Source organism: Chryseobacterium sp. RU33C, assembly GCF_900156015.1.
Classification (GTDB): domain Bacteria; phylum Bacteroidota; class Bacteroidia; order Flavobacteriales; family Weeksellaceae; genus Chryseobacterium; species Chryseobacterium candidae.
This window is the reverse complement of record NZ_FTMT01000004.1, coordinates 228,057-253,987: the sequence shown is the minus strand read 5'-3', so window position 1 is coordinate 253,987 and position 25,931 is coordinate 228,057. Positions and strand designations below refer to the sequence as shown.

General features: G+C 35.7%; 30 protein-coding genes. 26 read left to right on the top strand and 4 right to left on the bottom strand.

Features of this window, described 5'->3' with window-relative positions:
* Nucleotides 1-2: 2 nt before the first annotated feature.
* Nucleotides 3-833 carry a hypothetical protein gene (locus tag BW946_RS06025; protein WP_076595290.1) on the bottom strand — a complete coding sequence of 277 codons (831 nt, stop codon included), beginning with the start codon at nucleotides 831-833 and terminating at the stop codon, nucleotides 3-5.
* Between the two features lie 381 nt (nucleotides 834-1,214).
* Between BW946_RS06025 and BW946_RS06020 the strand changes: the two genes are divergently transcribed.
* The 14 genes from BW946_RS06020 (at nucleotide 1,215) to BW946_RS05955 (ending at nucleotide 10,821) form a co-directional block, all read left to right on the top strand.
* Nucleotides 1,215-1,412, top strand: a complete 198-nt coding sequence (locus BW946_RS06020) for a hypothetical protein (protein ID WP_139325970.1) — start codon at nucleotides 1,215-1,217, stop codon at nucleotides 1,410-1,412.
* A gap of 56 nt (nucleotides 1,413-1,468) precedes the next feature.
* Nucleotides 1,469-3,106, top strand: a complete 1,638-nt coding sequence (locus BW946_RS06015) for a tetratricopeptide repeat-containing sensor histidine kinase (RefSeq protein ID WP_083688789.1) — start codon at nucleotides 1,469-1,471, stop codon at nucleotides 3,104-3,106.
* Between the two features lie 10 nt (nucleotides 3,107-3,116).
* A complete protein-coding gene (locus BW946_RS06010) occupies nucleotides 3,117-3,779 on the top strand; it encodes a DUF5932 domain-containing protein (protein WP_076595288.1) in 663 nt (220 codons plus the stop codon).
* Nucleotides 3,780-3,894: 115 nt separating this feature from the next.
* Nucleotides 3,895-4,560 carry a response regulator gene (locus BW946_RS06005; RefSeq protein WP_076595287.1) on the top strand — a complete coding sequence of 222 codons (666 nt, stop codon included), beginning with the start codon at nucleotides 3,895-3,897 and terminating at the stop codon, nucleotides 4,558-4,560.
* A 139-nt stretch (nucleotides 4,561-4,699) separates the two neighbouring features.
* Nucleotides 4,700-4,906: a hypothetical protein gene (locus BW946_RS06000; protein ID WP_047426254.1), complete on the top strand. Its 207-nt coding sequence runs from the start codon at nucleotides 4,700-4,702 to the stop codon at nucleotides 4,904-4,906.
* 10 nt (nucleotides 4,907-4,916) lie between these two features.
* Nucleotides 4,917-5,255 carry a YegP family protein gene (locus BW946_RS05995; RefSeq protein ID WP_076595286.1) on the top strand — a complete coding sequence of 113 codons (339 nt, stop codon included), beginning with the start codon at nucleotides 4,917-4,919 and terminating at the stop codon, nucleotides 5,253-5,255.
* Nucleotides 5,256-5,259: 4 nt separating this feature from the next.
* The gene (locus BW946_RS05990; RefSeq protein ID WP_076595285.1) at nucleotides 5,260-6,330 is read left to right on the top strand and encodes a type I restriction endonuclease; all 1,071 of its coding nucleotides are present in this window, start codon (nucleotides 5,260-5,262) and stop codon (nucleotides 6,328-6,330) included.
* A gap of 11 nt (nucleotides 6,331-6,341) precedes the next feature.
* Nucleotides 6,342-6,878 carry an SH3 domain-containing protein gene (locus BW946_RS05985; RefSeq protein WP_083688788.1) on the top strand — a complete coding sequence of 179 codons (537 nt, stop codon included), beginning with the start codon at nucleotides 6,342-6,344 and terminating at the stop codon, nucleotides 6,876-6,878.
* Between the two features lie 15 nt (nucleotides 6,879-6,893).
* Nucleotides 6,894-7,520, top strand: a complete 627-nt coding sequence (locus BW946_RS05980) for a PH domain-containing protein (RefSeq protein ID WP_076595284.1) — start codon at nucleotides 6,894-6,896, stop codon at nucleotides 7,518-7,520.
* 3 nt (nucleotides 7,521-7,523) lie between these two features.
* Entirely contained in the window at nucleotides 7,524-7,739 is a 216-nt protein-coding gene (locus tag BW946_RS05975) for a TM2 domain-containing protein (protein ID WP_076595283.1), read from the top strand.
* Nucleotides 7,740-7,750: 11 nt separating this feature from the next.
* Nucleotides 7,751-8,149 carry a DUF6804 family protein gene (locus BW946_RS05970; protein WP_076595282.1) on the top strand — a complete coding sequence of 133 codons (399 nt, stop codon included), beginning with the start codon at nucleotides 7,751-7,753 and terminating at the stop codon, nucleotides 8,147-8,149.
* A 7-nt stretch (nucleotides 8,150-8,156) separates the two neighbouring features.
* The gene (locus tag BW946_RS05965; protein ID WP_076595281.1) at nucleotides 8,157-8,564 is read left to right on the top strand and encodes a hypothetical protein; all 408 of its coding nucleotides are present in this window, start codon (nucleotides 8,157-8,159) and stop codon (nucleotides 8,562-8,564) included.
* A 6-nt stretch (nucleotides 8,565-8,570) separates the two neighbouring features.
* Complete coding sequence (locus BW946_RS05960; RefSeq protein WP_076595280.1) at nucleotides 8,571-9,911, top strand: DUF4200 domain-containing protein; 1,341 nt, start codon at nucleotides 8,571-8,573, stop codon at nucleotides 9,909-9,911.
* Nucleotides 9,912-9,921: 10 nt separating this feature from the next.
* Complete coding sequence (locus BW946_RS05955; protein WP_076595279.1) at nucleotides 9,922-10,821, top strand: hypothetical protein; 900 nt, start codon at nucleotides 9,922-9,924, stop codon at nucleotides 10,819-10,821.
* Between the two features lie 56 nt (nucleotides 10,822-10,877).
* On the opposite strand, the gene BW946_RS05950 is transcribed toward BW946_RS05955, so the two are convergent.
* The 3 genes from BW946_RS05950 to BW946_RS05940 form a co-directional block, all read right to left on the bottom strand.
* The gene (locus tag BW946_RS05950; protein ID WP_076595278.1) at nucleotides 10,878-11,330 is read right to left on the bottom strand and encodes a GNAT family N-acetyltransferase; all 453 of its coding nucleotides are present in this window, start codon (nucleotides 11,328-11,330) and stop codon (nucleotides 10,878-10,880) included.
* On the bottom strand, nucleotides 11,323-11,946 hold the full coding sequence (yihA, locus tag BW946_RS05945) for a ribosome biogenesis GTP-binding protein YihA/YsxC (RefSeq protein ID WP_076595277.1): 624 nt from the start codon (nucleotides 11,944-11,946) through the stop codon (nucleotides 11,323-11,325). Before yihA ends, BW946_RS05950 begins: the two co-directional genes overlap by 8 nt.
* 63 nt (nucleotides 11,947-12,009) lie before the next feature.
* A complete protein-coding gene (locus BW946_RS05940) occupies nucleotides 12,010-12,771 on the bottom strand; it encodes an alpha/beta fold hydrolase (RefSeq protein WP_076595276.1) in 762 nt (253 codons plus the stop codon).
* A gap of 272 nt (nucleotides 12,772-13,043) precedes the next feature.
* On the opposite strand from BW946_RS05940, the gene mraZ reads away from it, so the two are divergent.
* The 12 genes from mraZ (at nucleotide 13,044) to murC (ending at nucleotide 25,771) form a co-directional block, all read left to right on the top strand.
* Complete coding sequence (mraZ, locus tag BW946_RS05935; RefSeq protein WP_041461948.1) at nucleotides 13,044-13,502, top strand: division/cell wall cluster transcriptional repressor MraZ; 459 nt, start codon at nucleotides 13,044-13,046, stop codon at nucleotides 13,500-13,502.
* A 51-nt stretch (nucleotides 13,503-13,553) separates the two neighbouring features.
* On the top strand, nucleotides 13,554-14,447 hold the full coding sequence (gene rsmH / locus BW946_RS05930) for a 16S rRNA (cytosine(1402)-N(4))-methyltransferase RsmH (RefSeq protein ID WP_076595275.1): 894 nt from the start codon (nucleotides 13,554-13,556) through the stop codon (nucleotides 14,445-14,447).
* Nucleotides 14,448-14,521: 74 nt separating this feature from the next.
* The gene (locus BW946_RS05925; protein WP_002981890.1) at nucleotides 14,522-14,887 is read left to right on the top strand and encodes an FtsL-like putative cell division protein; all 366 of its coding nucleotides are present in this window, start codon (nucleotides 14,522-14,524) and stop codon (nucleotides 14,885-14,887) included.
* A complete protein-coding gene (locus BW946_RS05920; RefSeq protein WP_076595274.1) occupies nucleotides 14,871-16,862 on the top strand; it encodes a penicillin-binding transpeptidase domain-containing protein in 1,992 nt (663 codons plus the stop codon). The genes BW946_RS05925 and BW946_RS05920 overlap by 17 nt, the downstream gene beginning before the upstream one ends.
* 58 nt (nucleotides 16,863-16,920) lie before the next feature.
* A complete protein-coding gene (locus BW946_RS05915) occupies nucleotides 16,921-18,381 on the top strand; it encodes a UDP-N-acetylmuramoyl-L-alanyl-D-glutamate--2,6-diaminopimelate ligase (protein ID WP_076595273.1) in 1,461 nt (486 codons plus the stop codon).
* A gap of 41 nt (nucleotides 18,382-18,422) precedes the next feature.
* Complete coding sequence (locus BW946_RS05910) at nucleotides 18,423-18,800, top strand: four helix bundle protein (RefSeq protein WP_076595272.1); 378 nt, start codon at nucleotides 18,423-18,425, stop codon at nucleotides 18,798-18,800.
* A 43-nt stretch (nucleotides 18,801-18,843) separates the two neighbouring features.
* The gene (gene mraY / locus BW946_RS05905) at nucleotides 18,844-20,085 is read left to right on the top strand and encodes a phospho-N-acetylmuramoyl-pentapeptide-transferase (RefSeq protein ID WP_076595271.1); all 1,242 of its coding nucleotides are present in this window, start codon (nucleotides 18,844-18,846) and stop codon (nucleotides 20,083-20,085) included.
* Between the two features lie 62 nt (nucleotides 20,086-20,147).
* On the top strand, nucleotides 20,148-21,473 hold the full coding sequence (gene murD / locus BW946_RS05900) for a UDP-N-acetylmuramoyl-L-alanine--D-glutamate ligase (RefSeq protein ID WP_076595270.1): 1,326 nt from the start codon (nucleotides 20,148-20,150) through the stop codon (nucleotides 21,471-21,473).
* A 64-nt stretch (nucleotides 21,474-21,537) separates the two neighbouring features.
* Nucleotides 21,538-22,776: an FtsW/RodA/SpoVE family cell cycle protein gene (locus tag BW946_RS05895; RefSeq protein ID WP_076595269.1), complete on the top strand. Its 1,239-nt coding sequence runs from the start codon at nucleotides 21,538-21,540 to the stop codon at nucleotides 22,774-22,776.
* A gap of 1 nt (nucleotide 22,777) precedes the next feature.
* Entirely contained in the window at nucleotides 22,778-23,878 is a 1,101-nt protein-coding gene (murG, locus tag BW946_RS05890) for an undecaprenyldiphospho-muramoylpentapeptide beta-N-acetylglucosaminyltransferase (RefSeq protein ID WP_076595268.1), read from the top strand.
* Between the two features lie 107 nt (nucleotides 23,879-23,985).
* Entirely contained in the window at nucleotides 23,986-24,279 is a 294-nt protein-coding gene (locus tag BW946_RS05885) for a GIY-YIG nuclease family protein (RefSeq protein WP_076595267.1), read from the top strand.
* A 133-nt stretch (nucleotides 24,280-24,412) separates the two neighbouring features.
* Nucleotides 24,413-25,771 carry a UDP-N-acetylmuramate--L-alanine ligase gene (gene murC / locus BW946_RS05880; RefSeq protein WP_076595266.1) on the top strand — a complete coding sequence of 453 codons (1,359 nt, stop codon included), beginning with the start codon at nucleotides 24,413-24,415 and terminating at the stop codon, nucleotides 25,769-25,771.
* The last annotated feature ends 160 nt before the right edge of the window (nucleotides 25,772-25,931 follow it).

Genomic DNA, 25,931 nt, shown 5'->3' with positions numbered 1-25,931 from the left:
TATTAATATGCGGGAACTTCTTTATGAAACGATGGCCCGGCATATTTCCCAATAATATAAGGCGTGGAAGACCTCAATTCTCTTCCTGTATCAGGATCTACTCCATCCATCGTAAAAAACTCAACATTTCCGTTAAACTTGGAATACCAGGTTTTCCCCATTGCATTTCCTACTGTAAGAGTATCTTTTCTGGTAATTCTTTTAAAATACTTTATCTGAACAGTGTCTTTAGGAATAAGATTAAGCAAAGGATTTTTGTCTTCACAATTGGCAAGCTTATATTCACTTTTATCCCAAAACATGCAATCTTTATCTACTGTCATAGCCCCGAAAAAGCCAAGACCACTCTGAATTTTATCATTTCCTTTGGGCAACTTATAATTTCCTAATAAAACACTTCCTATAAGAATTATACCTGTAATGCCTAATCCATTTTTCTTTATGAATTCAGGTAGATTAAAATACTGAGTAATAATAATTCTAATACCTTTTCCAAACAACTCCTCATTATCGTCAACATCTATTTTCACTGTAGTTGACTTTTCTTTTTCCTCTTTCTTAATAAATGTATTGGAAAAATGAGCAAAGTCTACATAGCCTACATACTCGCTAAGCTTATTCAGAATTTTTATGTCCTTTATATTGGGTTCACTACTATCCCGTATGCAAGCATCATAATACCGAACAAATGTCTTCTCGTTAATTATAAAATTCAACTTTTTTTCAAAATGGTCAACAAGTTCTTTACACCAACCATTTTTAGTGTTTTCAGCAGGGAAGTCTTTTCTTGCCTTCTCAAATACCTCATGAATTAGCAGTTTTTTCTTGGACATATCTCGTTTTTTCTGTCTTTACAAAATAGGCGATTATCTATCATACCACATTACGGATTCCCATAAAGCCTCCGCTGTCCATTTCGTGTCTACAGATGTCCGAAACGTGTCTAACACCTGCGCCATGTTTTGTCGCACCTTTGCTACAGAGATCAGTGAGATACAAAACATTACAAAAACAAATTTACAAAACTGATTTCAAAATCACCAGATAAAACGGAGGAAAACTCCGGGTTGGGAAGCAGATGTTTCTCCTCCGTTTTTGAAGGTTCACTTCCCAAAAAATTTAGAAGCGCTTCAATTTTTTTAACCGTATAACACTATCTGCGATCTGCTTCGCAGGGAAGAATACGAATGCTTTAACAATAAATTTTTTGAAAAATGATCGAAATTATATTGATGCTATTCGGTTTAGCATTCTCAAACAATACTGCCAACGCAACAACAGCCAATGATAATAACCCAACAACTGTAACGACACAATCTCAGGGAGAATCTGGGGGTACAGGTGAGACTGGGGGTACAGGAGAAAGTGATACAGGAGGAGAAACAGGACAAATAATACCTCCAAGAAAATAACAAAGAAAGCGGAAGAATTATCTTTCGCTTTTTTTATTAAATTTGAAAAAAAACCATTGAAAGCTCATATAACTCTTCTATTAATCTTATCTCTTCTACTTTCTTGCTCAAGAAAGAAGCCTTCAGTAGCCGATCGAATAAATTACGATAAAGGGTATGATTATTTAGAGGCATCAAAAAAAGACAGTGCATTTAAATATTTAAATAAGGCAAAAGATGACTTTATTCAAAAAGGATATCTTTCTTATGCCGGAAATTGTTTAGTCCTGATGGGAATCATACAGTGTGATGCTGGAGATTATTATGGAGCACAAGAAACAGCTCTATCGGCCATCAAATTCTTAGATAAAAAAAAGGATTCACGAGACCTTGCTTCCAATTACAATAATCTTGGCATTTCTTGTCAAAAACTTAAAGATTATAAAAGAGCAGCAGAAATTTACAATCAGGCTTCAATATATGCTCAAGATTCCGTTGAGCGGTTTACTCTTCTTAACAATATGGCTGTTTCATATGTATATTTGAGAGATTACGATAAAGCAATTAATATTTACAACAGTATCTTATCTTCTTCTAATATCGATAAAGGCTCTATCATTTTCGCTAAAGTTTATGATAACCTTGCCTTTGCAAAATTTCAACAAAATCCTAAATATAATGCCGAATATGAACTGAACAAAGCCTTACACATACGAGAAAACATAAAAGATACAGATGGACTAAATGCCAGTTTTTCTCACTTAACTGAATACTTTGAGAATCGCGATCCCATAAAAGCTCTCTTCTATGCAAAGAAAATGTTCCAGACTGCCATAATTAACAAAAGCCCTGATGATAAATTAGAAGCCCTCCAAAAAATAATACAATTAGAAAAACCTGAAAATATAAAAACAGCCTTCAAGCAATATCAAAATCTGAAGGATAGCTTAGAAACAGCCAGAAATAAGTCTAAAAGTCAATTTGCTTTAGAAAGATATGATTCTGAAAAATTCAAAAGAGAAAATGTAGAAAAGGATAATAGTATTTTAAAACTTTTAATTGGAGTGGTTATATTAATTGTTGCAATTATATTTATTGTAATTGGTTACAGAAGGAGACAATTAAAATTAAAACAAGAAAAAGAAATCGAAATAAAAAACACTCAGCTTAAGATGTCTAAAAAGGTTCATGATGTAGTTGCCAACGGCATTTACCAGGTGATGACAAAGATTGAAAACCAGGAAGATTTTGACCGGGATAAAGCACTTGATGAACTGGAATTTGTGTATGAAAAATCAAGGGATATTTCCTATGATAAAATTGGTGAAGAAAAAGAGTTCAGCAAAGTAATTTCAGAACTCATTGCTTCCTTCAATAATGAAACGGTAAAAACCTTTACAGCAGGGAACAGTCCTGCAATTTGGGATCCCGTTTCCGCTACCGTTAAAGAGGAAGTTTATCAAATGATTCGCGAATTGATGGTGAATATGAAAAAGCACAGCCATGCCAGCCATGTAGCCGTTAAGTTTGAAAAAATAAACAATAGGGTTGATATTCAGTACAAAGACAATGGAATAGGAATTTCCGGAGACCTTATTTATAAAAACGGGTTGCGTAATACGGCATCCCGCATAGAAACAATTAACGGAACCATTACTTTTGAAACAAAAATTGAAAAAGGACTGAAAGTAAATCTTTCATTTCCAGCTTCCTAATCCTATAACCATGTTCAAAAAAGTTTTAATCGTTGAAGATCAGGAAATAATGAACCAGGGAATCCTGAATACGATAAAAGAATTAAATATCCCTGATTTTGATTATGTAATGTATTGTGATGAAGCTTTAGGCAGGATAAAATCAGCTTTAGAAAAGAAAAGTCCTTACGATCTTCTTATTGCAGATCTGTCGTTTGAAAAAGATCATATTCCTCAGCAGCTTCGTTCCGGGCAGGAACTTATTTTCGAGGCAAAAAAGGTTCAGCCTGGATTAAAAACAGTTGTATTTTCTGTAGAAAAGAAAGCCAAAACAATTGATGATCTGTATAAAACATATCAGGTGGACGGATTTGTAAGCAAGGCAAGGCGTGACGGACAAGACCTGAAAAGCACAATACGCAAAATTTTTAACGGAGAGACTGTAATTCCCCAGGAGGTTCTGAATACGATGCGCCATATTTCTTCTGAGTTTGACGTATATGATATGAAATTAATTGAGCTGCTTGCCAAAGGACACAAACAAAGTGAAATAAGTACCTATCTGAAAGAGCATCGGATGACGCCTTACGGCATCCGATCTATTGAAAAAAGATTGAGTGAGCTTCGTGACAGTCTTAGCGCAAAAAACAATATTGAGATGATCGTAATCTGTAAAGATATTGGCATCATCTGATTATATCTGTTGAAATATTTATTTTTTCTTTTTACGTGAAACCGTAATGGTAAAAAAATAAATGACTATACTTTTGAGGTCTTAACCTATTTTTTTTAAATTAAATCGTATAACCATGTTCAAAAAAGTTCTAATAGCCGAAGACCATGAAAGCATCAATATTTCCGTTCAGAAAACCCTTGAGGATCTTGTCATCCCCAACATTGATTATGTTTTTTATTGTGATGATGCCATAGGTAAAATCCAGAAAGCTTTACGGGAAGAACATCCTTATGACTTATTGATTACAGATCTTTATTATGAAGAAGATCATCATGAACAAAATCTCAAAGACGGAAAAGAACTCATCAGAAAAGCAAAAGAGATACAGCCCGATTTAAAAATCATCGTGTTTTCGGCAGAACATAAAACAGGGATTATAGAAAATCTTTTTTCAGATTATCAAATTAACGGTTATGTTCGTAAAGCCAGAAACGATTCAAAAGACTTAAAAAAATCAATTACCTCAGTATACATTGGTGAAGAATATTTATCTTTTGATCTGAAGCAGGATATGAAAAAGTTCAATAGCTATGAGTTTTCTACGTTTGACATCACCCTTGTCTCCCTCCTTTCTAAAGGAGTATTACAGAAAAATATCCCTATACATCTTGAAGACAGAAATATTAAACCGGCTAGTCTCAGCAGTGTGGAAAAAAGATTAAACAGCCTGAAAGAGGATCTCCAAATAAACAGCAACGAGCAGCTGGTAGCCTTCTGCAAGGACATAGGAATTATATAAAATCACAATTAATTTCGCTTACAGCCTTTCAAATTTTTTGAAAGGTTTTTTATTTTTTGCCCATTTTACGGTTTTCCGTAATCAACCAGAATTTAATGCTCATATTTTTGGACTGTTAAAACAATAAACAATTTTTATTATGAAAAAGTACTATGTAAACAAAAAAGCTCAGGCAAATGGAGATCATGAAGTACATCATGAAAACTGTATATATCTACCGAGCATTGATAACAGAAAATATTTAGGTCAGTTTTCGTCTTGTAAAGATGCAGTAAGAGAAGCAAAAAGGGATTATTCGAAAGCAAATGGCTGCAAAACGTGTTCTAACGAATGTCACACAAGTTAAAACAATAATCATGGGAAAATTCATCATCACACAAAGAGGCAACAACGAATATCAGTTTAATCTGAAGGCGGGAAATGGCGAAATTATTTTAACAAGCGAGGGATATGTTCAGAAAGCATCTTGTCAAAAAGGAATCGAATCTGTAAAAGTTAATTCACAGGATCTTTCAAGATACGAAAGAAGAGTAGCGAAAAACGGAAAAGATTATTTCGTGTTAAAAGCAAGAAACGGTGAAATTATTGGGAACAGCCAAATGTACAGTTCAAAATCAGGACTGGAAAACGGTATTGCTTCCGTAAAATTAAATGCTCCAACAGCAGAAATCGTTGATGAAACTTTAAAAAAATAATACGATGGATCTTAAAATTAAACTGGATCAATTGCATCAGAAAGTAATTGAACTGAAGGAACAGATAGGAACGGAAGAAGCTACAAAAAATGCTTTCGTAATGCCTTTCATACAAATCCTTGGTTATGATATCTTCAACCCTACGGAAGTTGTTCCCGAACATGTTTGTGACATTGGAACGAAAAAAGGAGAAAAAGTGGATTATGTTATCAAAAATAATGATGAACCCATCTTCATTATCGAATGTAAACATTGGAAAGAAAGCGCAGATGCCCATAATTCACAGCTTCACAGGTATTATCATGTTTCGAAAACGAGATTCGGAGTTTTGACCAATGGTATCGTATATAACTTTTATACAGATCTGGAAAAACCTAATATTATGGATGAAAAACCGTTTTTTACCATCAATATTGAAGATCTGAAAGACAGTTCCATCAAAATTCTTGAAAATTTCACCAAGAAAGATTATAATTTGGAGAATATTCTTGATTCTGCAGAAGCATTAAAATACATCAAAGCCATCAGAAAAGAATTCGAAAAAGAAATCGAAAACCCATCTGACGAACTGGTAAAACTTCTGGTGAACCGTTTCTTTGAAAAGCCTTTAACAGCCAACAGAATGATTTCTTTCAAAGAATATGCTAAAAAAGCTTTAACGACTTCTATTAACGAATCCATCAGCTTCCGGTTAAAATCTGCATTGAGCATCAATGAACAAATAGAAAAAAGAGAAGACGATGTGAAAACATCACAACCCATTGATGAGAATAACGATTCCAAAATTGTAACAACGGAAGAAGAATTGGAAGGATTTCAAATTGTAAAAGCAATTCTGAGAGAGAAAATTGCATCTTCCAGAATTGCTTACAGGGATACACTTTCATATTTCGGAGTTTTGTTGGATGATAACAACAGAAAACCAATTTGCAGGCTGCACTTTAATACAGCGAACAAATATTTAGAAACATTTCATAACGGAAAAGAAGCCGGAGAAAAGGTTTTACTAAATACTCTGGATGAGATCTACAATTATAGAGATCAGCTTCATAAGACTCTGGAAAACTATTCATAAAACTAATAGTCATGAAAAAATTAATCCCTTTCATTATACTGATACTGACCTTCAGCTTATTTCTTTTAAATTCTTGTTTTAAAGCCAATGACAGCATAGCAGGCCATGGTGGAAGATGTACAGGTTCTGCTTATTGCACTGCATGTTCCAATTGCTCAAGATGCGGGCATTGCAGTGGTGGTGGAACGTGTGGGGTTTGTGGAGGAGGCTCTTCAGGAAGAAGTTCTTCATCAGGCAGATCCAGTAAAAGAGGTGAATCTGAAAAATACAAGCCTTCTGATTCTTATAAATCCCAAAAAGCAAAACCCAGTAAACCACCAAAAGTTTTTATTGATGAGGTTAATGTTAATATTAATTCCAACAACAGATACATTGCAGGGATAGAAGCCACAAATATTTATGAGAAGCCATCCTTAAAATCTAAAATAATAACAACAGTGCCTAAAAAAGCCAAACTGATTCAACTTTCCAAAGAAGGCTCGTGGTACAAAGTACAAGTTAAATCAAATGGAAAACAAGGATATGTTTATTATAAAGATGTAAAATAATCAAAACAAAATAATATGAACTTAAAGAATTTTTTAAATGAAGAACAGGATCCTCAAGCTGTTGAAAAGCTTTTAGGAAGAATCAACAGCCTTCTAACCTCACAAGAAACTGTGGAATATATAGCTGTTCAAAAAAAACCTGTAATTAATTTATCTCCCGATTGTATTGCCCTAACGAACAGAAGAATCATTTTCTGCAGACCGAAAAACTTTGGCTTATCCATGGATTTTCAGGACTACAACTGGGTAGATATAGCCGATTGCCACATCAAAGAAGGGATTGTTGGTGCTACATTCATCATGAGAACAACAAACAGCTTTACCAATATGATGGATTATTTGCCTAAAAACCAAGCCAGAAAACTATACCAGTTTGCACAGGAAGTAGAAGAAAGAATGCGTGGTGTAAGAAGAGAAAAAAATCTTGAAACTTTGAGAGCTTCAGCAGGAGGAGTTACGGTGAACAATGCTACTCCTATTATCACACAACCACAACAATTTCAGGAGGAAAAAAAACCATTGTTAATAGAAAATGAAGATCCTTTTGCCTTATTGCAGAAGTTAAAAGACCTAAAGGAAAACGGAATCATTTCTCCTGAAGAGTTTGAAACAAAAAAGAACGAAATTTTATCAAGAGTTTAAATTATGAAATCAAAATCTACCGCCGCATTACTTGCTTTTTTCCTGGGAGGATTAGGCATTCACAGATTTTACTTAGGTCAAAATGGTAGGGGAATACTTTATCTGGTATTCTGCTGGACTTTCATTCCTGCATTAGTTGCATTTTTTGATTTCTTCGTACTTATTTTTATGTCAGAAAACCAATTCAATTGTAAATATAATTTTAACACAGGATTTTAAACAGCATCATCATGAAACCATTTCTCACCTTCTGTGCGTTATGCTGTTTCATCGGTATTTTCAGACTTCCCATAGAATATTATACTTTCCTCAGAATTCTTATTTCCATTGGAGCTCTACTGGTCCTATACAATACGTTGAGTTCTAAACAGCATTATTTCAGTATAATTTTTCTGGTTATTTTCATTCTCTTTAATCCCGTTTTCCCTATTTATCTGTATTGGAAAAACATTTGGATTCCCATTGATATCATAACCGGAATTCTGTTCCTATTGATCAGTTTCATAGAAAGAAAAGAACAGAAAAAGGAAGAAGAAATTACCGAAGAAACCTCAGAACCTTCAATACCCATTCACCAAAGGACTGTTTCAAGAGACAGGATCATTAATCCTGAAAAAACAAAAGAATAATACCACCATGGAAAACAATCATATAACGGAAAATCTAAAAGCTCATTTTTTAAGACTGTATCAAATGGCAATCTGTGATGACGATTTCAGTGCATTAGAATTGAAAATGCTTTACAAATGTGCTGAAGAAAGAGGAATTTCATCAAAAAATTTAGATGAAATTCTTTTAAATCCAATCAATTTTAAATCATTAGTTCCCCAATCTATTGAAGAAAAAATAGATTATCTGTATGATCTCACAGTTATGATCTGGGCAGACGGAATTGTTTCCCCAAATGAATATTCTGCCATGCGAAAATACGTTCTGATGTTTGGTTTTTTGGAAGAAAATGCAACGGCAATTGTAGATTATCTCATTCAAGCCGTAAGAATCGGAAAGAACAAAAGTGAAATTTTATATGAATTAAAAAACTAATCCATCATGGACACTACCAGCATAAAAAATTTATTCAAACTCAAATCCGTTCCGATAGAACCAACACCGGAACCATTATCTAAAAACAACAACAATCCGAACGATGAATCTCTGGAAGAAACCCGAAAAAGGACCTATCATGAAACAGGCTACAGAGACAGTTCAAGAACCAACGGAAACCATTCTACTCTATCCATCTGTCTCGATGCTGTTTATTCAAAATTTCAGAATGAAGAAAAAGAAATGGTTGAAAAGCAGAAAAACCTGAAAGAATCCTATATAAACGAACAGAAAAACCGGGAAACTGAAATCAAAGCTTTATTCGTTTCACAGGAGACCAAAGAGGAACAATTAAAAACTAAAGACTCAGAAATCAAAAATTACCAACATACTATTGAAAATTTAAAGGCTGAAATTCTTGATCTTCCCAGAAACCCGGAAAAATATAATATAAAAGCGACAAGAGGTGCTTCTGCAAAATTCTGGATCGGATTTTTTCTTTTGATTCCTATCACCTTATATTTAGGAACATTCTATATCTCAACTTCTTATTCGGCCTTTTTTAAAAGTTTTGATGCAAAAAGTACGATTATCCAGAGTGTTTTAGATGCACAGGCTTTCAGTAAGGCATGGAACGAAGGAGTTATTGAAGGAGCTTTTGTTACCCTTATTCCGTTTGTGTTTCTTGGATTAGGTTATTTGATTCATATGTTCTGGGAGAATAAAACGAGAGCAAACTATATCAAGCTTGGATTATTATTTATCGTAACATTTATTTTTGATTGCATTTTAGCCTACGAAATTGAATCAAAATTATATGAATTAAACAGAACCTTTAATTCTCCACCTTTTGATCTTAAGATTGCTTTTACCAAAATTCAGTTTTGGGGAATTATTTTTGCCGGATTTATTGTATACATTATCTGGGGGCTGGTTTTTGATTTTGTCATGAAAGAACATCGTGAAAAAGATAAGATTAAAAACGAACAGGAAATCAGACAGAAAAAAGTTGAATTCTTTCAGGAAAAGATTAATATTCTAAAAAAAGAAATTGAAGAAATCCTTGCCAGTATCGGAACGATAAAAGAAACCACCATTAAAACACGAGGAAGAATAGAAGAACTTCAGAATATTATCGACGGAGTAATTATTCCAACCAAAGATTACAAATTGTATGCTTCGGAATATGTACAGGGCTGGATCACTTTTATCGGTGAGAAAATAGCCGTTTCAAAAACGGAGAAACAAACGATGATTGATGACTGTATTGCCACCTACAATACCAATTTGGAAACCGTGGGTGCTAATTCCGATAATCAGAATTTAGTGTATTTATCATCTTTATAACTGAAAAATTATGAAAAAGATATTCTATTTATTATTCATTATTTCTTTGGCTTCTTGTTGCAAAGGCAAGAATGACGGAACAAATACAGAAAAGAAAGATTCTATTGTTGTTGACTCAAGCAACATCAATCTCAGTATTTTAATTGACCTTTCTGATAGAATTGATCCTAAAACAAATCCGAACCCAACAATGGAATATTACCTACGAGATGTGGAATACATTAAAGCCATTGAAAAAGGATTCATCAATCATATTAAATCCAAGAAAATCATCACATACGATGATCAGATGCAGGTTTTCTTCAATCCGGAACCTTCTGACCCTAAGATAAATGATTTCACAAAAGAGCTGAAAGTTTCTTTCAATAAAGACATTCCAAGAAGTTATTTTGATTCCGTAGATAAAAAATATGTTGAATTACCTTTAAACATTTATCAGTCTGCTATAAAAGACGGAAAATTTGTAGGCTCAGATATTTGGGAATTCTTTAAAAACAAGGTCAACGATTATTGTATAAAACAAGATAAAAGGAATATTCTGTTCATTCTGACAGACGGATATATGTATCATCAAAACACCAAGTTTGACGAAAACAAGGAAAACTCACACAAAACGTCTTATCTAACAACTAAACTTGTAAAAGCTAACAACCTAACTACCTCAAACTTCAAAGATGCCATTGAAAAAAACGGTTATGGATTTGTAAAAGCGAATGAAAATCTGAGTAATCTCGAAGTCATTGTTTTAGGAATCAATCCCGAAAAAGGAAACCCTTTTGAAGAAGCTGTTATTAAAGAGTATTGGGAAAACTGGTTTAAAGAAATGAAAATTACAAAGTATCAAATCAAATCTGCCGATCTTCCTTCCAATCTGGAGCCTATCATCTTAAAAGCGATTTCAGGAAAATAAAACAAACACAATATAATTAACTATCAAAAAAGCGAAGAAATTTATTCTCCGCTTTTTTATTTTCTTATCATTTCCGTATGCGGAATATCATCTTCCAGATATTTCTTCCCTGTATCTACAAATCCGAACCCACTGTAAAATCTTAAAAGATAATCCTGTGCAGATATTTTGATTTCAGAAGTATGAAAACGGTTTTCTATAGTTTCCACAGCATATTGTATCAATTGCTTCCCCAGGCTTTTACCTCTCGCATGCTCTGTTGTCAGAACTCTGCCGATAGAAGTTTCCTCATATTTTATGCCTTTATCAAAAACACGGCAATAGGCTAAAACCTGCCCGCCCTCTTCAGCCCAGATGTGCACTGCCTTCTGATCATAATTATCCAGATCAGGATAAGGACAGTTCTGCTCAATAACGAAAACATCAATTCGTGCCTTCAGTACTGCATATAATTCCGGAACCGTAAACTCATCAAATGTTTTAATTTTCCAGATCATATTACTACTCATCGAAGCTTATATTATTATTCTTTAAAAAATCATTGGTCTTTTGGATAAAATCAAGAATGTTATCTCCTCCCTCCTTCTTTTCTGCTGAGGTAATATACAATTCGGGAAGATCTTCCCATGTTTTATGAAGCTCGGCTTTATAGTCTTCAACGTTTTTGATAACCGCATTCGGTTTCAGTTTATCTGCCTTTGTGAAGACAATGGAAAACGGTATTCCGCTTTCACCACACCACTGGATGAATTCAAGATCAATTTTCTGCGGAGTATGTCTCACATCTACCAGAACAAAAAGGTTAACAAGATTTCTTCTGTTCAGAATATAATTGGTAATCAGCTTTTCGAAATCCTTTCGCTGAACTTTTGAAACCTTTGCATAGCCATATCCTGGTAAATCAGTAAGATACCAGTTTTCGTTCACTAAAAAATGATTGATCAGCTGGGTTTTTCCCGGGGTCTGTGATGTTTTAGCCAGATCTTTATGATTCATCATGGCATTGATCAGTGATGATTTTCCTACGTTCGATCTTCCGATAAAAGCATATTCGGGAATATTTGGTTCCGGGCATTCCTGCCATTTTCCGCTACTCTTTACAAACTCTGCTGTTTTGATAATCATTTTTTGAATGTATTTTAGAAAAATAAACCATTAAGAAAAGCTCTTAATGGTTACTTATATGTTTTAAACTTTATCTTTTATCCAGTTGTACAGGATTTCATTGAATTCATCCGGTTTTTCCATCATGGCTGCATGGCCGCATTTATCAATCCAGAATAAATCGGAATTCGGAATAAACTTGTGCATATCTTCTGCCACTTCAGGAGGAGTCACATTATCCTGTTTACCCCAGATCAGACAGGTAGGCGTCACAATCTTCGGAAGATCATGCAGCATGTTGTGTTTAATGGCACTTCTCGCCAGCATTACCGTCTTGATTCCTTTCATTCTGTCATTCACCACTGCAAAAACTTCATCTACAAGATCTTCTGTTGCTACCTTTGGATCATAGAAAACTTCTTCCGTTTTCTTTCTGATATATGAACGGTCATTCTTTCTCGGAAAGCTGTCTCCGAAAGTCCTTTCATACAATCCGGAACTTCCTGTAAGAACAAGATTCTTTACCAGATCCGGTCTTGCCAAAGTTAAAATAAGCCCTACATGACCGCCCATTGAGTTTCCTACAATAGAGACAGGTCCCTCAATATGACTTTCTATAAACTTGATTATATATTTTGCGATAGTGGTAAGGTTGGTATTGAGTACCGGCAGATCATAGATCGGCAGCTGAGGAACATATACTTTGAAGCCTCTATCCGAAAAAAAATCTACCATTTTATCGAAATTACTCAAACCACCCATTAACCCGTGCAACAGCACCAATGGATGTCCTTCTCCCGCTTCTACATAGGAATATTTCTTTTCTTTTTTTGTACTAAATATCATAAAACGCCTTAATAAAGCCCTGCAAAAATACAAATTAAACCTCAAAAAAATTTTGATTATCCTAATTTAAGATAAAAATAATATAATATTCTCCTTTTTAACTTTTTTTTTCAAAACCTCTTTATTATGGTCTAAATAAGACTTTTAGCAAGTATCTTCATATCAGTATTTTACATTATTGAAATTCAATCTTTAATAAAACTTATTAACATTGAGTCAAAAAGTGGGAAAAAGTGGGAAATTTTGGAAATTATTATATAAATTTGTCCCAAATGAAAAATTTCATTGGGACATATGAGTGTAAAATTGACGACAAAGGCCGCTTAAAAGTTCCTTCATCTTTAATCAAACAGATGGAAAACTTCGACGATAAGGCGTTTGTAGTCAAAAGATCTGTGTTCCAACCCTGCCTGGAAGTTTACCCTATGAATGCATGGGACAAACTGATGGGCAAAATTAATAAACTGAACAGATTCATAAAAAAGAATGCTGATTTCATACGAATGTTTACAGCAGGAGTAAAAACAGTAGAGTTGGATAATGCAGGAAGATTACAGATCTCTAAAGACCTTACGGTTTTCGCAAATCTTCAGAAAGACATTGTGATTACCAGTGCAGGAGAGCTCTTTGAGATTTGGGACAAAGATGCCTATGAGAAGGTAATTGCTACCAACGAAGCTGATTTTGCAAGCCTGGCTGAAGATGTAATGGGCTCTTTCGATGAAGAATAACTGGAGTAGGTTATTAATTGATTATATAGTAAATAAAAAACACAATTAAGCATGTATCATAACCCCGTTTTGTTGAAGCAGAGTGTTGATGATTTGGTGACGAATCCTGACGGAATATATGTGGACTGCACCTTTGGAGGCGGAGGCCACTCAAGAGAAATCCTGAGCAGACTTTCCGACAAGGGGAGATTGTTCAGTTTTGATCAGGACCTGGATGCACTTAAAAATACAATTGATGACCCAAGGTTTACATTAGTTAATCAGAATTTCAGATTTCTGGAAAACTCATTGCTGATGTATGGAGTTTCACAGGTGGATGGTGTTTTGGCAGACTTAGGCGTGTCTTCCCACCAGTTTGATGAAGCAGACAGAGGATTCTCAACAAGAAGCAATGCTCCTTTGGATATGAGAATGAATGTAATGCAGAATCTGGATGCCAAAAGAGTGATTAATGAATATGAAGAAAGTGAGCTTGCAGATCTTTTCTATCACTATGGAGAATTAAGAGAAGCAAGAAAGCTGGCGAGAGAAATTGTTCATCACAGAAAAACAAAAAGTATAGACACTACGGAAGATCTGAAAAAATTGTTCAGCTATATTCCGCCTCACAAGGTGAATAAATTCTATGCTCAGCTTTTTCAGGCGATAAGAATTGAAGTCAACCAGGAACTTGAAGTATTGAAAGAAATGCTGGTTCAGGCTTTTAATGTATTGAAACCGGAAGGAAGATTAGTGGTTATTTCTTATCACTCCTTAGAAGACCGTTTGGTAAAAAGATTCCTGAAAAACGGAATGTTTGAAGGAGAACCGGAAAGAGATATCTACGGAAATTATAAAAAGGCATTTGAATTGATAAAGAGTAAAGCAATCATTCCTGATGACCGGGAAATTGAAGAAAACTCAAGAGCAAGAAGTGCCAAGATGAGAACAGGAATAAAAGTATAAATGATAACAGATAATTGATAAATGATTTTAAAATATCGATCATCATTTATCATTAATCAATTATAAACAAAACTTTGGCAAAAAGAACAACAAATCGCCCCCAGAAAAGACTCACTTTTATAGACATTATAAAAGGAAACTTTCTGAATCGTGATGAGATCAAAATACATTATAAGTATTTTCTCTTGTTGTTTGTTCTGATGATGGCCATGATTTATACCAACCATCTCGTCAATAAAAAAATAAAAATTGTAAACGCCTTAAAAGAGGAAACAGAAGAATACAAATCACGAAACGCTTACGCCCAGAGTAAGCTGATCAAAGTAAAAATGGAATCAGAGCTGGGGAAAGAGGTTGCCCGGGATTCACTAATGACCCTGGAAAACCATCCTCACAAATTGCTAATAAAACTGGACAGTACAGATGCAAAAGCAAAATGAATACGACAATAAACGTAAGAAAACCTTACGATGGGGCTACCTCTTTGCAGTGGTAGCTTTGTGCGTGTTTGTCATGTTCCTGGCAAGAATTGTAGTCCTTCAGAATACCAATGTTCAGGAAATAAAGGATGATTACATTAATAAAAACTATCGTGAAGCCACTTTAAAAGCTGCCCGCGGTAACCTTTTTGCGTCCGACGGCTCAATTCTCGCTACCACTGTAATGCGATATGACATCTATCTTGACTTCAAAACAATGAAAGATACGGTGTATTCCAACAACATCGGAGCACTTACTGATTCTCTGAGCAAAATGTTCGGAAAATCAAGAGGAGAATTCAGACAGAAGTTTGACGAGCAGAAGAAAAAGAAAAACCAGTATTATACTTTAGTAAAAGGTCTTGATTTCGATCAGTACGACAGAATCCGAAAGTTTCCGATCTTCAAAAAAGGGAAAAATAAAGGAGGATTTATCGTTGACCGAAACTATAAAAGAGAATTGGCTACTTCGGAAATCGGTGCCGGAACTATCGGTATGGATAACGGCGAGCTTAAATCCGGGCTGGAAGGTGCATTCTCAAAATATTTAACCGGAACAGACGGAAAAAGACTGGAGCAAAGAATAAATTCTTCCCAATGGAAGCCTATCGACTTCTGGAAGGTGCAGGAACCGGTAGACGGAGAAGATGTGTATACCACTTTAGACCTTAGAATTCAGGATATTGCGCACTCCGCTCTTGAGAAACAGCTGATTAATTTTGAGGCAAAACACGGGACCGTAATTGTCATGGAAGTTGAAACCGGAAAAGTACGTGCTCTTGTCAATTTAAGAAGAACAGAATCAGGAGATTACGAAGACTCTTACAACTATGCGCTGAAAGATAATATCGAACCTGGATCTACTTTTAAAACCATTTCGCTTTTAGCAGCAATGGACGACGGATTCATTGATGAAAACACAACGGTAAACGTAGGAAACGGAGTCTGGGTATATGCAAAACAGAGAATCTCTGACGGCCACGGAGGAGGAACATATGATATCAGTGATGTATTGGCAAAGTCCAGTAACGTAGGAACTTCAAAGCTGATTACAAAGTATTATGCAGAAAAGCCTCAGATTTTCCTTGACCACCTGAAACGTTGGAAATTATTCGATAAAATGGATATAGAACTTCCGGGAATCACAAAACCGAAGATCGTAACTCCACAAAATAAAAGATGGAATGCAGCAACGCTGGCTTCCATTTCTTACGGGTACTCTTCCAACATCAACCTGCTGCAGCTTACAACTTTCTACAACGGAGTTGCCAATGGAGGCAAAATGCTTAAGCCCTTATTCATTGATAAAATCATGAAAGACGGAAAGGTAATGTACAATGCGAAGCCTGAAGTGATGGTGAATAAAATGGCTTCTGAAAAAGCGATTAAAATGATGACCAGCGCTTTAACCAAAGCTGTAGAAAAAGGAACAGGACGAAGTATTTTTACTCCTAACCTGAAAATGGCAGGAAAAACAGGTACTGCAAGATTTGAATACTGGCTGCCTGGCCCAATGAAATACCGTGCATCATTTGCAGGATTCTATCCGGCTGATGCCCCAAAATATACGTGCTATGTAATGATCAGTGAGCCTAATACCGCAAAAGGATTTTATGGAGGTTCCGTTTCAGCACCGGTGTTTAAAGAAATTGCAGGAAAAACATTCCTGAAAACACCTCAGAATATTGAAAAAGAAATGCTGGTAGACAAAAAGGTAAACCTGAGCAAAATGGTAGAACCTAATGTTAAAGTAGCCGTCAATGATAAGCAAATGCCTAATGTAGTAGGATTAATCGGGAAAAACGTAATCCCGCAGCTGGAAAACTTAGGCTACCGTGTCGATTATAAAGGAGTAGGAAGAATTAAAGAACAATTCCCTCTGGAAGGCACAACAATCAGTAAAAACCAGAGAATTTATTTGTCTTTGCAAAATTAAAACCAAGGTTCCGGAAGGACCATTTAAACCAGAATAAGGCAAAGCCTTATTGATAAAGATGATTATAACAGAATTAGTAAACAGAATCCCAGTAATGGAAATCCACGGTGACAACAACCGTGAGGTTACTGAATTGGTGATCGACAGCAGAAAGGTTACAGAAAACGCTCTTTACATTGCGATGAGAGGAACGGTGGTGGATGGTCACTCATTCATTGCATCTGCTATTGAAAAAGGAGCTGCAGCAATCGTTTGCGAAGAATTTCCCGAAACTTTGGTTGAAAATGTAACGTATATTCAGGTAAAAGATTCATCTAAAACCTTAGGCCACCTTGCTTCTAATTTCTATGGAAACCCTTCTCAGAAGTTAAAACTGATAGGAGTTACAGGAACTAACGGAAAAACATCCGTTTCCACACTTCTTTTTGATATTTTCAAAAACCTTGGATATCCGGCTGCTTTACTTTCTACTGTTGAAATCAGAATTGGTGAAGAGGTTATTCCGGCTACCCACACCACTCCGGATGTTATTACCATCAACAGAATTTTGGCTGAAGCGGTAGAAAAAGGATGTGAATTTGCCTTCATGGAAGTAAGCTCCCACGGAATTGCCCAAAACAGAATTGAAGGATTACACTTCAAAATAGCAGGCTTTACCAACCTTACTCATGATCATTTAGATTATCATAAAACGTTCGAAGAATATTTAAAGACGAAGAAAAGATTCTTCGATCAATTAGAAGATACCGCCATCGCTATCACCAATGTAGATGATAAAAATGGTAACGTCATGCTTCAGAACACCAAGGCTAAAAAGAAGTCTTATGCTTTGAAAACCATGGCAGACTATCACGGGAAATTATTGGAAGTGGATTTCAACGGAATGCTGTTGAATTTCAACGGAAAAGAATTCTGGACGACCCTTACCGGGAAATTCAATGTATATAATTTACTGCTTGTCTTCGGAATTGCTTCTGAACTCGGCTTTCAGCAGGATGAAATTCTTCAGGCTATCAGCCAGTTAAAAAGAGTTTCCGGAAGATTTGAAACCTTCAAATCTGATGGCGGAATATTCTTTATCGTAGACTATGCACACACTCCGGATGCTTTGGAAAACATCCTGGACAGCATTAACGATATCAGAACCAAAAACGAAAGATTAATTACTGTATTCGGTTGTGGAGGAGACAGAGATCACTCCAAAAGACCTGAAATGGGAAATATTGCCACTAAAAAATCAACCCTGGCAATCATCACTTCAGACAATCCGAGAACAGAAGATCCTGCACAGATCATCAAAGAAATTGAAGCAGGTGTTGAACCTCAGAATTTCAGCAAATACACTTCAATTCCGGACAGAAAAGAAGCCATAAAAATGGCCATCAAGTTTGCAGAACCCAAAGATATTGTTTTAGTTGCCGGCAAAGGCCACGAAACCTATCAGGAGATCAATGGTGTGAAACATCATTTTGATGACAAAGAAGTAATTAATGAGCTTTGGAAATTAATGTCCAAATAGATTAAAAGATTGAATTCATTGAAAGATTTAAAAATTTGATAATGACAAAGAATTTTGAAAATTTCCCTGTATACATCAAAAGTTTAGATCTTATTGAAAAAGTGTATCAATTTCTTCGAAGTCAAAATTTTGAAAAAGAATTTGAATTTAATAACCAAATAAAAAGAGCAAGTTTTTCAATTAGTAACAATATTGCAGAAGGCTCAGAGTATAATAATAACAGACAATTTATCAGATATTTAAAAATTGCAAAAGGCAGCTGCGCTGAAGTAAGAAGTATGCTGATTGTAAGTAAAAGATTAAAATTAGGGGATGAAAATAAAGCTGAAGAAATTATAATTCTTTCTAAGGAAATTTCTTCAAACATTTCAAACTTTATTAAATATTTAAGTGAAAATATTGAGAAACCCAATCTTTAAATCTTTAAATAAATTAAATTTTTAAATAATAAAAAAAAGAAGCATGCTATACTATCTATACGAATATCTAACCAACCATGGAATTCACGTTCCGGGATTAGGAATGTTGAAATACATTTCTTTTCGTGCCGGAATGGCTGTATTATTCTCATTGATTATTGCTCTTGTCTACGGAAAAAGAGTCATCAATTACCTGAGAACAAAACAAATGGGAGAATTGGTACGAGATCTGGGATTGGACGGGCAGAAACAAAAAGAGGGAACCCCTACCATGGGAGGCCTTATTATTATTCTGGCAACCATCATTCCGGTATTGCTGTTTACAAGAATTACCAATGTGTACATTGTTCTGCTGCTCGTTTCTATGTTCTGGATGGGTGCTATTGGTTTTCTGGACGATTACTTAAAGAAAATAAAAAAAAACAAAGACGGTTTAAGTGGTAAATTTAAAATTGTAGGACAGGTTGGTTTAGGGCTAATTGTCGGAATTACAATGTATTTCCACCCTGACATTACCGTTAAAAGAAAATATGCAGATGCCAAGGTGGTGAACCGAAATAATGTAGAGCAAAACTTTATGCCTACAGAAAAAATCACTGTTTCCACCGTTCCTTTTGCCAAAAATAATGAGTTCGACTATAGTGGAATTTTGTTTTGGATGAATGATAAAGATGCCCATGAGTGGGCATGGATTGTCTTTATTCCTATCGTGATCTTCATTGTAACAGCCGTTTCAAACGGAGCTAATATCACCGATGGAATTGACGGTCTCGCAGCAGGAACAAGTGCCATTATATTACTTACACTTGCTCTTTTCGCTTACCTTTCAGGGAACATCATCTTTGCAGACTACCTCAATATCATGTTCCTTCCCAACATGGGGGAAACCACCATTTTCGCCGTGGCAATGGTAGGTGCCGTGATCGGATTCTTCTGGTACAACACCTATCCCGCGCAGGTTTTCATGGGAGATACCGGAAGTCTGATGCTGGGAGGCGTGATAGCCGTTTTGGCCATTATTTTAAGAAAAGAACTGCTGATTCCTGTATTGTGCGGAATCTTCTTAATTGAAAACCTGTCCGTAATGCTTCAGGTAGTTGTTTTCAAATACAGAAAAAGAAAATTCGGGCTGGAATATGCTCAAAACAACAGACTATTCAAAATGTCACCACTACACCATCATTATCAGAAAGAAGGTTTCCACGAGAGCAAAATCGTAAACCGAATGATCATCATTGGAGTAATATTGGCGATTGTATGTCTGATCACACTAAAAATGAGATAAAAATTAAAAGCTGTAAGCAATAAGCATAAAGCTTAAAGCCTATAGCATAAAGCTTTTATAATATGAAAATAGTTGTTTTAGGAGGTGGAGAAAGCGGATGCGGAGCTGCTTATCTGGCTAAGAAAAAAGGTCTGGAAGTATTTCTTTCAGATAAAGGAGCCATTAAGGATAACTATAAGCAGTTTCTTACCGATAATGAAATTGAATTTGAAGAAGGAAATCACGATGAAGAAAGAATTTTAAATGCTGACTGGATCGTAAAAAGCCCGGGAATTCCGAAAAAGGCAGACATCATTCATAAAATTCATGAAAAAGGAATCAGACTTTCCTCTGAAATTGAATTTGCTTCTGAATTTACAGATGCAAAGATCATTGCCATTACCGGAAGCAACGGAAAAACAACCACCACGTCCCTGATCTATTATATCCTGAAAAATGACGGATTGAATGTAGGTTTGGGAGGAAATATAGGATACAGCTTTGCCAGGCAGGTTGCAGATGAAAATCATGAATATTATGTACTGGAAGTAAGCTCTTTCCAGCTGGATGATATTCAGAATTTCAGACCATATATTTCTTTATTGCTGAATCTTTCTCAGGATCACCTGGATCAGTACAACTACAACTATGAAGAATATGCTCTGGCCAAATTCAGAATCACGGAAAATCAGGAGAATGATAACTTCTTCATCTATAACAAAGATGACGAAATGAGTAAAAATCTTCTTGAAAAGCTTGAAATAAAGGCGAAAATGATTCCTTTCTCTATCAAAGAGAAGCTGACGGAAGGAGGATTCATTAATAATGATGAAATTGTAGTAAAAATGAAAGACGAATTCTCAATGAAAGTTGAAGAATTGTCTCTGCTGGGAAATCACAATGTGGCCAACAGCTTAGCTGCATCCATTGCCGGTAAGATCTTAAAAATTAACAATGAAAGTATCAGACATTCATTGATGACATTCCAGGCCGTAGAGCATAGATTAGAGTTCGTTACTGAAATTGATAACGTAAAATACATCAATGACAGTAAAGCAACCAATGTGAATGCTACTTACTACGCCTTAGAAAGTATGAAAACGCCAACTGTTTGGATTGTTGGTGGCTTAGATAAAGGAAACGACTATACCGAAATTGAAGATTTAGTCAAAAGAAAAGTAAAGGCAATTGTTTGCCTTGGAGTAGATAACAAGAAGATCGTCGATTTCTTTAAAGATAAGAAAGAGTTTATTTATGATACTTCAAGCATGGAAGAAGCCGTGAAAATTTCAAAATCACTGGCTAAAAAAGGCGATACGGTCTTATTATCTCCATGCTGCGCAAGCTTTGACTTGTTCAAAAGCTATGAAGACAGAGGACGCCAGTTTAAAGAGCAGGTATTAAAGTAAAAATGTAAAATGTCAGATGTAAAAAGTACATTTTACTTTGTACATCATACATCAATACAAAATTATGGACGAACAGAACACAGAAAGCAGATTTGAATTTCTAAAGGGCGATAAAGTACTTTGGATGGTCATCCTTGTGATCTCCATTTTCTCTATCTTCCCCGTATACTCTGCAAGTTCAAATCTTGAATACATTGTCAATAATGGGACCACAACAGGCCACGTTATCAAACACATGTTCTTTGTAGTCCTGGGGCTAGCCATTATGAGACTGGTAGGAACTATAAAATACGAATACATCGGAAAGCTCAGCAGTATTCTGCTCGGCCTGATGATTATTCTGCTGATCGTTACCATGTTTACCGGACAGACCATTGACGGAGCCAGTGCTTCCAGATGGCTGAAAATCCCGGGAACACCGATCTCTTTCCAGCCTTCATCATTTGCGTTTTTAATGCTGATCATCTACCTGTGCAGATATTTAACCAAGAAGATCACCAGAGAAAGGCTTCCGATAGAGAATATCATGTATATTTTCGGGCCTATTCTGCTTGTCTTTGTACTGGTAGCCAAAGATAACGGTTCAACGGCATTAATGATTCTGATGGTATCCGTAATCGTTCTCGTTATAGGACAGCTTCACTGGAAATACATTGCAGGATTTATCTCTGCGTCATTTGTTGCCATTGTGTTATTTTTATTAATTGCCCTTAATACGAACATGATTGGCGGAAACCGTGTACATACATGGATGAGCCGGATCGAAACATTTACCTCAAGCAAAGCAAAATCAGCTGATGTAGATGATGAAAGCGTAAAAGCGAAAAATTATCAGGTAATGCAGGCCAAGGCAGCCATTGTTCACGGAGGAATTACCGGAATGGGACCAGGAAAAAGTGCCTTAAAACAAATGCTTCCGCAATCGGCCTCCGACTTTATTTTCGCGGTCATCGTAGAAGAGTATGGAGTTATAGGAGCGGCTTTCCTGATCTGTTTATACCTGATCATGATGATAAGGATTGTAATGATTGCCAGTAAAATGCCAGCCTTCTTCGGATCGTTGCTTGTGCTCAGTCTCGGGGTAATGATCTTTATCCAGCTTTCGGTAAATATAGCCGTTGCTGTAAACCTGATCCCGGTAACAGGGCAGCCGCTGCCTTTGATCAGTTACGGAGGAACCTCAATGCTGGTAACCTATTTACAGTTAGGCATTATTTTAAATATAAGCTCAAGGATTCAGATTTATGATGAAGAAGGAATGGGTAAAAAACAAAGTATAGCAGAAATAAACGATATCGCTTAAAATGGACAAAAAATTAAAAATACTATTATCCGGCGGAGGAACAGGAGGACATATCTTCCCGGCCATCGCTATTGCAGATGAGATCAGAAAAAGATTTCCTGATGCAGAATTTTTGTTCATTGGCGCCAACGGCAAAATGGAAATGGAAAAAGTTCCACAGGCAGGCTATAAAATTGAAGGAATTGATATCGCAGGAATCGACAGAGGAAATTTGTTGTCTAACCTGGGACTTCCTTTTAAGATTCTGAAAAGTTTATCAAAATCTAAAAGGATTATCAAAAACTTCACTCCCGACTTTGCTGTAGGAACAGGAGGATTTGCCAGCGGACCCGCTCTTTATGAAGCAAGCAAAATGGGAATTCCGATTTTCATCCAGGAACAGAATGCCCATGCAGGAGTAACCAATAAAATTTTAAGCAAGAAAGCTAAAGCCGTTTTCACCGCTTATCCAAAAGTAGAAGGCTTCCCGGCAGAGAAAATAAAATTCCTGGGAAATCCGATCCGTGAAAACATTGTTTCAGGAATGCAGGAAACATCTCATGCAAAAGAAAAAATGGGATTGGATAAAGATAAACTTACGATTCTTTCTGTAGGAGGTTCTTTAGGCTCCAGAACTCTGAATAATGCATGGAAGTCTCATTTAAAACAAATTGTAGATAAAGATTATCAGCTGATCTGGCAGACAGGAAAGCTTGATTATAAAGATATTTTAGCAGAAACAAAAGATACAGACACCAGAAATATTCAGATCCTTGAATTCATTAAAGATATGGAACTGGCTTATTCTGCAGCGGATATCATCGTTTCAAGAGCCGGAGCCATTGCCATTTCTGAGCTGGCTGTAGCACAGAAACCGGTCCTTTTGGTTCCCTTCCCTTTTGCAGCGGAAGATCACCAGACTAAAAATGCCATGAATCTGGTTGAAAAAAATGCAGCCAGAATGGTAAAAGACTCTGAAATGCAGGAAAAATTCTGGAATACATTATCAGAGATCTGCGAGAATGAAAATGTAAGAAAAGAAATGTCCGACAATCTGAAATATTTTGCTAAGCCAAATGCTGCAAAAGAGATTGTAAACGAGATTTTTAAAGTAATAAAATAATCAGGAAAAGCTTCGACAAGCTCAGCCTGACATAAATACAATAAAACAGTTAGTATTAGATCTGTCACCCTGAGCTTGTCGAAGGGTCAGTAAGCAAACACAAATGAATGAAAATATATTATGTATACATTGTAAAATGTTCTGATAATTCTTATTATACAGGCTTTACCAACGATTTGGAAAGAAGAATTAATGAACATAATGACGGATTTAATCCTGAAAGTTACACGTATACAAGAAAACCTGTAGAACTTGTTTTCTATCATGAATTTAATGATGCTACTCAAGCTATAAGCTTTGAAAAACAAATTAAAGGTTGGAGTAGAAAAAAGAAGGAAGCAATAATAAATGATAACTGGGACTTATTACCAATGTTATCAAAAAATAGGATGAAAGATTAGAAGGCCTCGACAAGCTCAGCCTGACACCGTTAAAATATAATTTATTAAGGGTCATGAATGTTAGCTGATGAAAGCTTTATAATAAAAATAAAACTCTGAACTGGTTCAGAAGTTATTAAAGATTAAATATAAAATGAACATTTTACAAACATATCAGACTTTTTACTTCGTTGGAATCGGAGGTATTGGAATGAGTGCGTTAGCACGCTATTTCAATGCATCCGGAAAAAAAGTATTGGGTTATGACAAAACCAATACAAAACTGACTCAGAATCTGATGAATGAAGGGATTGATATTGTTTTTGAAGACCTTGTTGATGAAAGGATCACTTCCCTTAAAAAAGAAGATACATTAGTTATTTATACGCCAGCCATTAAAAGACTGGGAATCCTTGATTTCTTCAACCAAAATCAGTTTGAAGTGTTGAAACGTGCTAAAGTTTTAGGATTAATCACAGAAAATACAGATTGTATAGCTGTTGCAGGAACTCATGGAAAGACTACCACGTCTACCCTTGTGGCTCACTTATGCAAAGAAGCAGATCTTCCATTTTCATGTTTTTTGGGAGGAATTTCTGAAAACTTTAAATCCAACTTCCTGTACAACGGTTCCAAATATTCCGTGGTAGAGGCAGACGAATATGACAGAAGCTTCCTGAACCTGTCTCCAGACTGGGCAGTAGTAACTTCTACAGATGCTGATCACCTGGACATTTATGGAGATATAAATCATATTGAAGAAGGATTCAGACAATTCGCAGCGTTAGTTCCTCAAGACAAACAACTTTTTGTAAGAAAAGGTCTGGAAATTGGCAGAGGGCATCAGACTTATGCGGTAAATGAGCCTGCAGATTATTATTCAGACAACCTTCGTATGGATCATGATAAAATTTATTTTGATTTCCATACCCCAACCGAAACAGTTAAAGATTTTGTCTGGGAAATTCCGGGGATTCATAATGTGGAAAATGCCACTGTAGCACTGGCTATTCTGCATAATTTAGGCGCAGATTTTGATACGCTGAAAAAAGCAATTGCCAATTTTAAAGGAATTAAAAGAAGATATACCAAACATATTTATCAAAACGGTAAAATTTACATTGATGATTATGCTCACCACCCTACAGAAATCAATGCTGTAATGAGTTCAATCAGAACATTTTATCCTGATAAAAAGCTGTTGGTAGCCTTCCAGCCTCACCTTTTCAGCAGAACAAGAGATTTTGCAGACGGATTTGCAGAAAGTTTAAGCAAAGCAGATGAGTTGATCCTTCTTGACATTTACCCTGCAAGAGAGCTTCAGGAAAATTTTGAAGGAATTACTTCAAGCTGGCTGTTGGATAAGGTAACATTAGATAAAAAAGAAGTATCCACATTATCCGATGCTTTTGAAAAAATAAAAGAAAAAGATTTTGATATCCTTCTTACGGTAGGTGCAGGAAATATAGACACCCTGTATGATCCTATTTGTGAATGGATAGAAAAGGTTTGATTAAACGCTGCGTTCGCGAATAAAAGTATAAAATCGTTCGCAAAGGCGTTTCACTCAGCAAATGAGAAAAACAAATTATATTATTAAAACAAATTATAAAAATATAGCCGTAGCTGAGTGAAACGCCCTCGCGAACGGAAAAAATAAAAAGATTGCTTTG

What these genes read in the sequence shown, in the direction of transcription:
- BW946_RS06025 (WP_076595290.1), bottom strand. Translation starts at nt 833, where the DNA reads ATGTCCAAGAAAAAACTGCTAATTCATGAGGTATTTGAGAAGGCAAGA.
- BW946_RS06020 (WP_139325970.1), top strand. Translation starts at nt 1,215, where the DNA reads ATGATCGAAATTATATTGATGCTATTCGGTTTAGCATTCTCAAACAAT.
- BW946_RS06010 (WP_076595288.1), top strand. Translation starts at nt 3,117, where the DNA reads ATGTTCAAAAAAGTTTTAATCGTTGAAGATCAGGAAATAATGAACCAG.
- BW946_RS06005 (WP_076595287.1), top strand. Translation starts at nt 3,895, where the DNA reads ATGTTCAAAAAAGTTCTAATAGCCGAAGACCATGAAAGCATCAATATT.
- BW946_RS06000 (WP_047426254.1), top strand. Translation starts at nt 4,700, where the DNA reads ATGAAAAAGTACTATGTAAACAAAAAAGCTCAGGCAAATGGAGATCAT.
- BW946_RS05995 (WP_076595286.1), top strand. Translation starts at nt 4,917, where the DNA reads ATGGGAAAATTCATCATCACACAAAGAGGCAACAACGAATATCAGTTT.
- BW946_RS05990 (WP_076595285.1), top strand. Translation starts at nt 5,260, where the DNA reads ATGGATCTTAAAATTAAACTGGATCAATTGCATCAGAAAGTAATTGAA.
- BW946_RS05985 (WP_083688788.1), top strand. Translation starts at nt 6,342, where the DNA reads ATGAAAAAATTAATCCCTTTCATTATACTGATACTGACCTTCAGCTTA.
- BW946_RS05980 (WP_076595284.1), top strand. Translation starts at nt 6,894, where the DNA reads ATGAACTTAAAGAATTTTTTAAATGAAGAACAGGATCCTCAAGCTGTT.
- BW946_RS05975 (WP_076595283.1), top strand. Translation starts at nt 7,524, where the DNA reads ATGAAATCAAAATCTACCGCCGCATTACTTGCTTTTTTCCTGGGAGGA.
- BW946_RS05970 (WP_076595282.1), top strand. Translation starts at nt 7,751, where the DNA reads ATGAAACCATTTCTCACCTTCTGTGCGTTATGCTGTTTCATCGGTATT.
- BW946_RS05965 (WP_076595281.1), top strand. Translation starts at nt 8,157, where the DNA reads ATGGAAAACAATCATATAACGGAAAATCTAAAAGCTCATTTTTTAAGA.
- BW946_RS05960 (WP_076595280.1), top strand. Translation starts at nt 8,571, where the DNA reads ATGGACACTACCAGCATAAAAAATTTATTCAAACTCAAATCCGTTCCG.
- BW946_RS05955 (WP_076595279.1), top strand. Translation starts at nt 9,922, where the DNA reads ATGAAAAAGATATTCTATTTATTATTCATTATTTCTTTGGCTTCTTGT.
- BW946_RS05950 (WP_076595278.1), bottom strand. Translation starts at nt 11,330, where the DNA reads ATGAGTAGTAATATGATCTGGAAAATTAAAACATTTGATGAGTTTACG.
- yihA (WP_076595277.1), bottom strand. Translation starts at nt 11,946, where the DNA reads ATGATTATCAAAACAGCAGAGTTTGTAAAGAGTAGCGGAAAATGGCAG.
- BW946_RS05940 (WP_076595276.1), bottom strand. Translation starts at nt 12,771, where the DNA reads ATGATATTTAGTACAAAAAAAGAAAAGAAATATTCCTATGTAGAAGCG.
- mraZ (WP_041461948.1), top strand. Translation starts at nt 13,044, where the DNA reads ATGAAAAATTTCATTGGGACATATGAGTGTAAAATTGACGACAAAGGC.
- rsmH (WP_076595275.1), top strand. Translation starts at nt 13,554, where the DNA reads ATGTATCATAACCCCGTTTTGTTGAAGCAGAGTGTTGATGATTTGGTG.
- BW946_RS05920 (WP_076595274.1), top strand. Translation starts at nt 14,871, where the DNA reads ATGCAAAAGCAAAATGAATACGACAATAAACGTAAGAAAACCTTACGA.
- BW946_RS05915 (WP_076595273.1), top strand. Translation starts at nt 16,921, where the DNA reads ATGATTATAACAGAATTAGTAAACAGAATCCCAGTAATGGAAATCCAC.
- BW946_RS05910 (WP_076595272.1), top strand. Translation starts at nt 18,423, where the DNA reads ATGACAAAGAATTTTGAAAATTTCCCTGTATACATCAAAAGTTTAGAT.
- mraY (WP_076595271.1), top strand. Translation starts at nt 18,844, where the DNA reads ATGCTATACTATCTATACGAATATCTAACCAACCATGGAATTCACGTT.
- murD (WP_076595270.1), top strand. Translation starts at nt 20,148, where the DNA reads ATGAAAATAGTTGTTTTAGGAGGTGGAGAAAGCGGATGCGGAGCTGCT.
- BW946_RS05895 (WP_076595269.1), top strand. Translation starts at nt 21,538, where the DNA reads ATGGACGAACAGAACACAGAAAGCAGATTTGAATTTCTAAAGGGCGAT.
- murG (WP_076595268.1), top strand. Translation starts at nt 22,778, where the DNA reads ATGGACAAAAAATTAAAAATACTATTATCCGGCGGAGGAACAGGAGGA.
- BW946_RS05885 (WP_076595267.1), top strand. Translation starts at nt 23,986, where the DNA reads ATGAAAATATATTATGTATACATTGTAAAATGTTCTGATAATTCTTAT.
- murC (WP_076595266.1), top strand. Translation starts at nt 24,413, where the DNA reads ATGAACATTTTACAAACATATCAGACTTTTTACTTCGTTGGAATCGGA.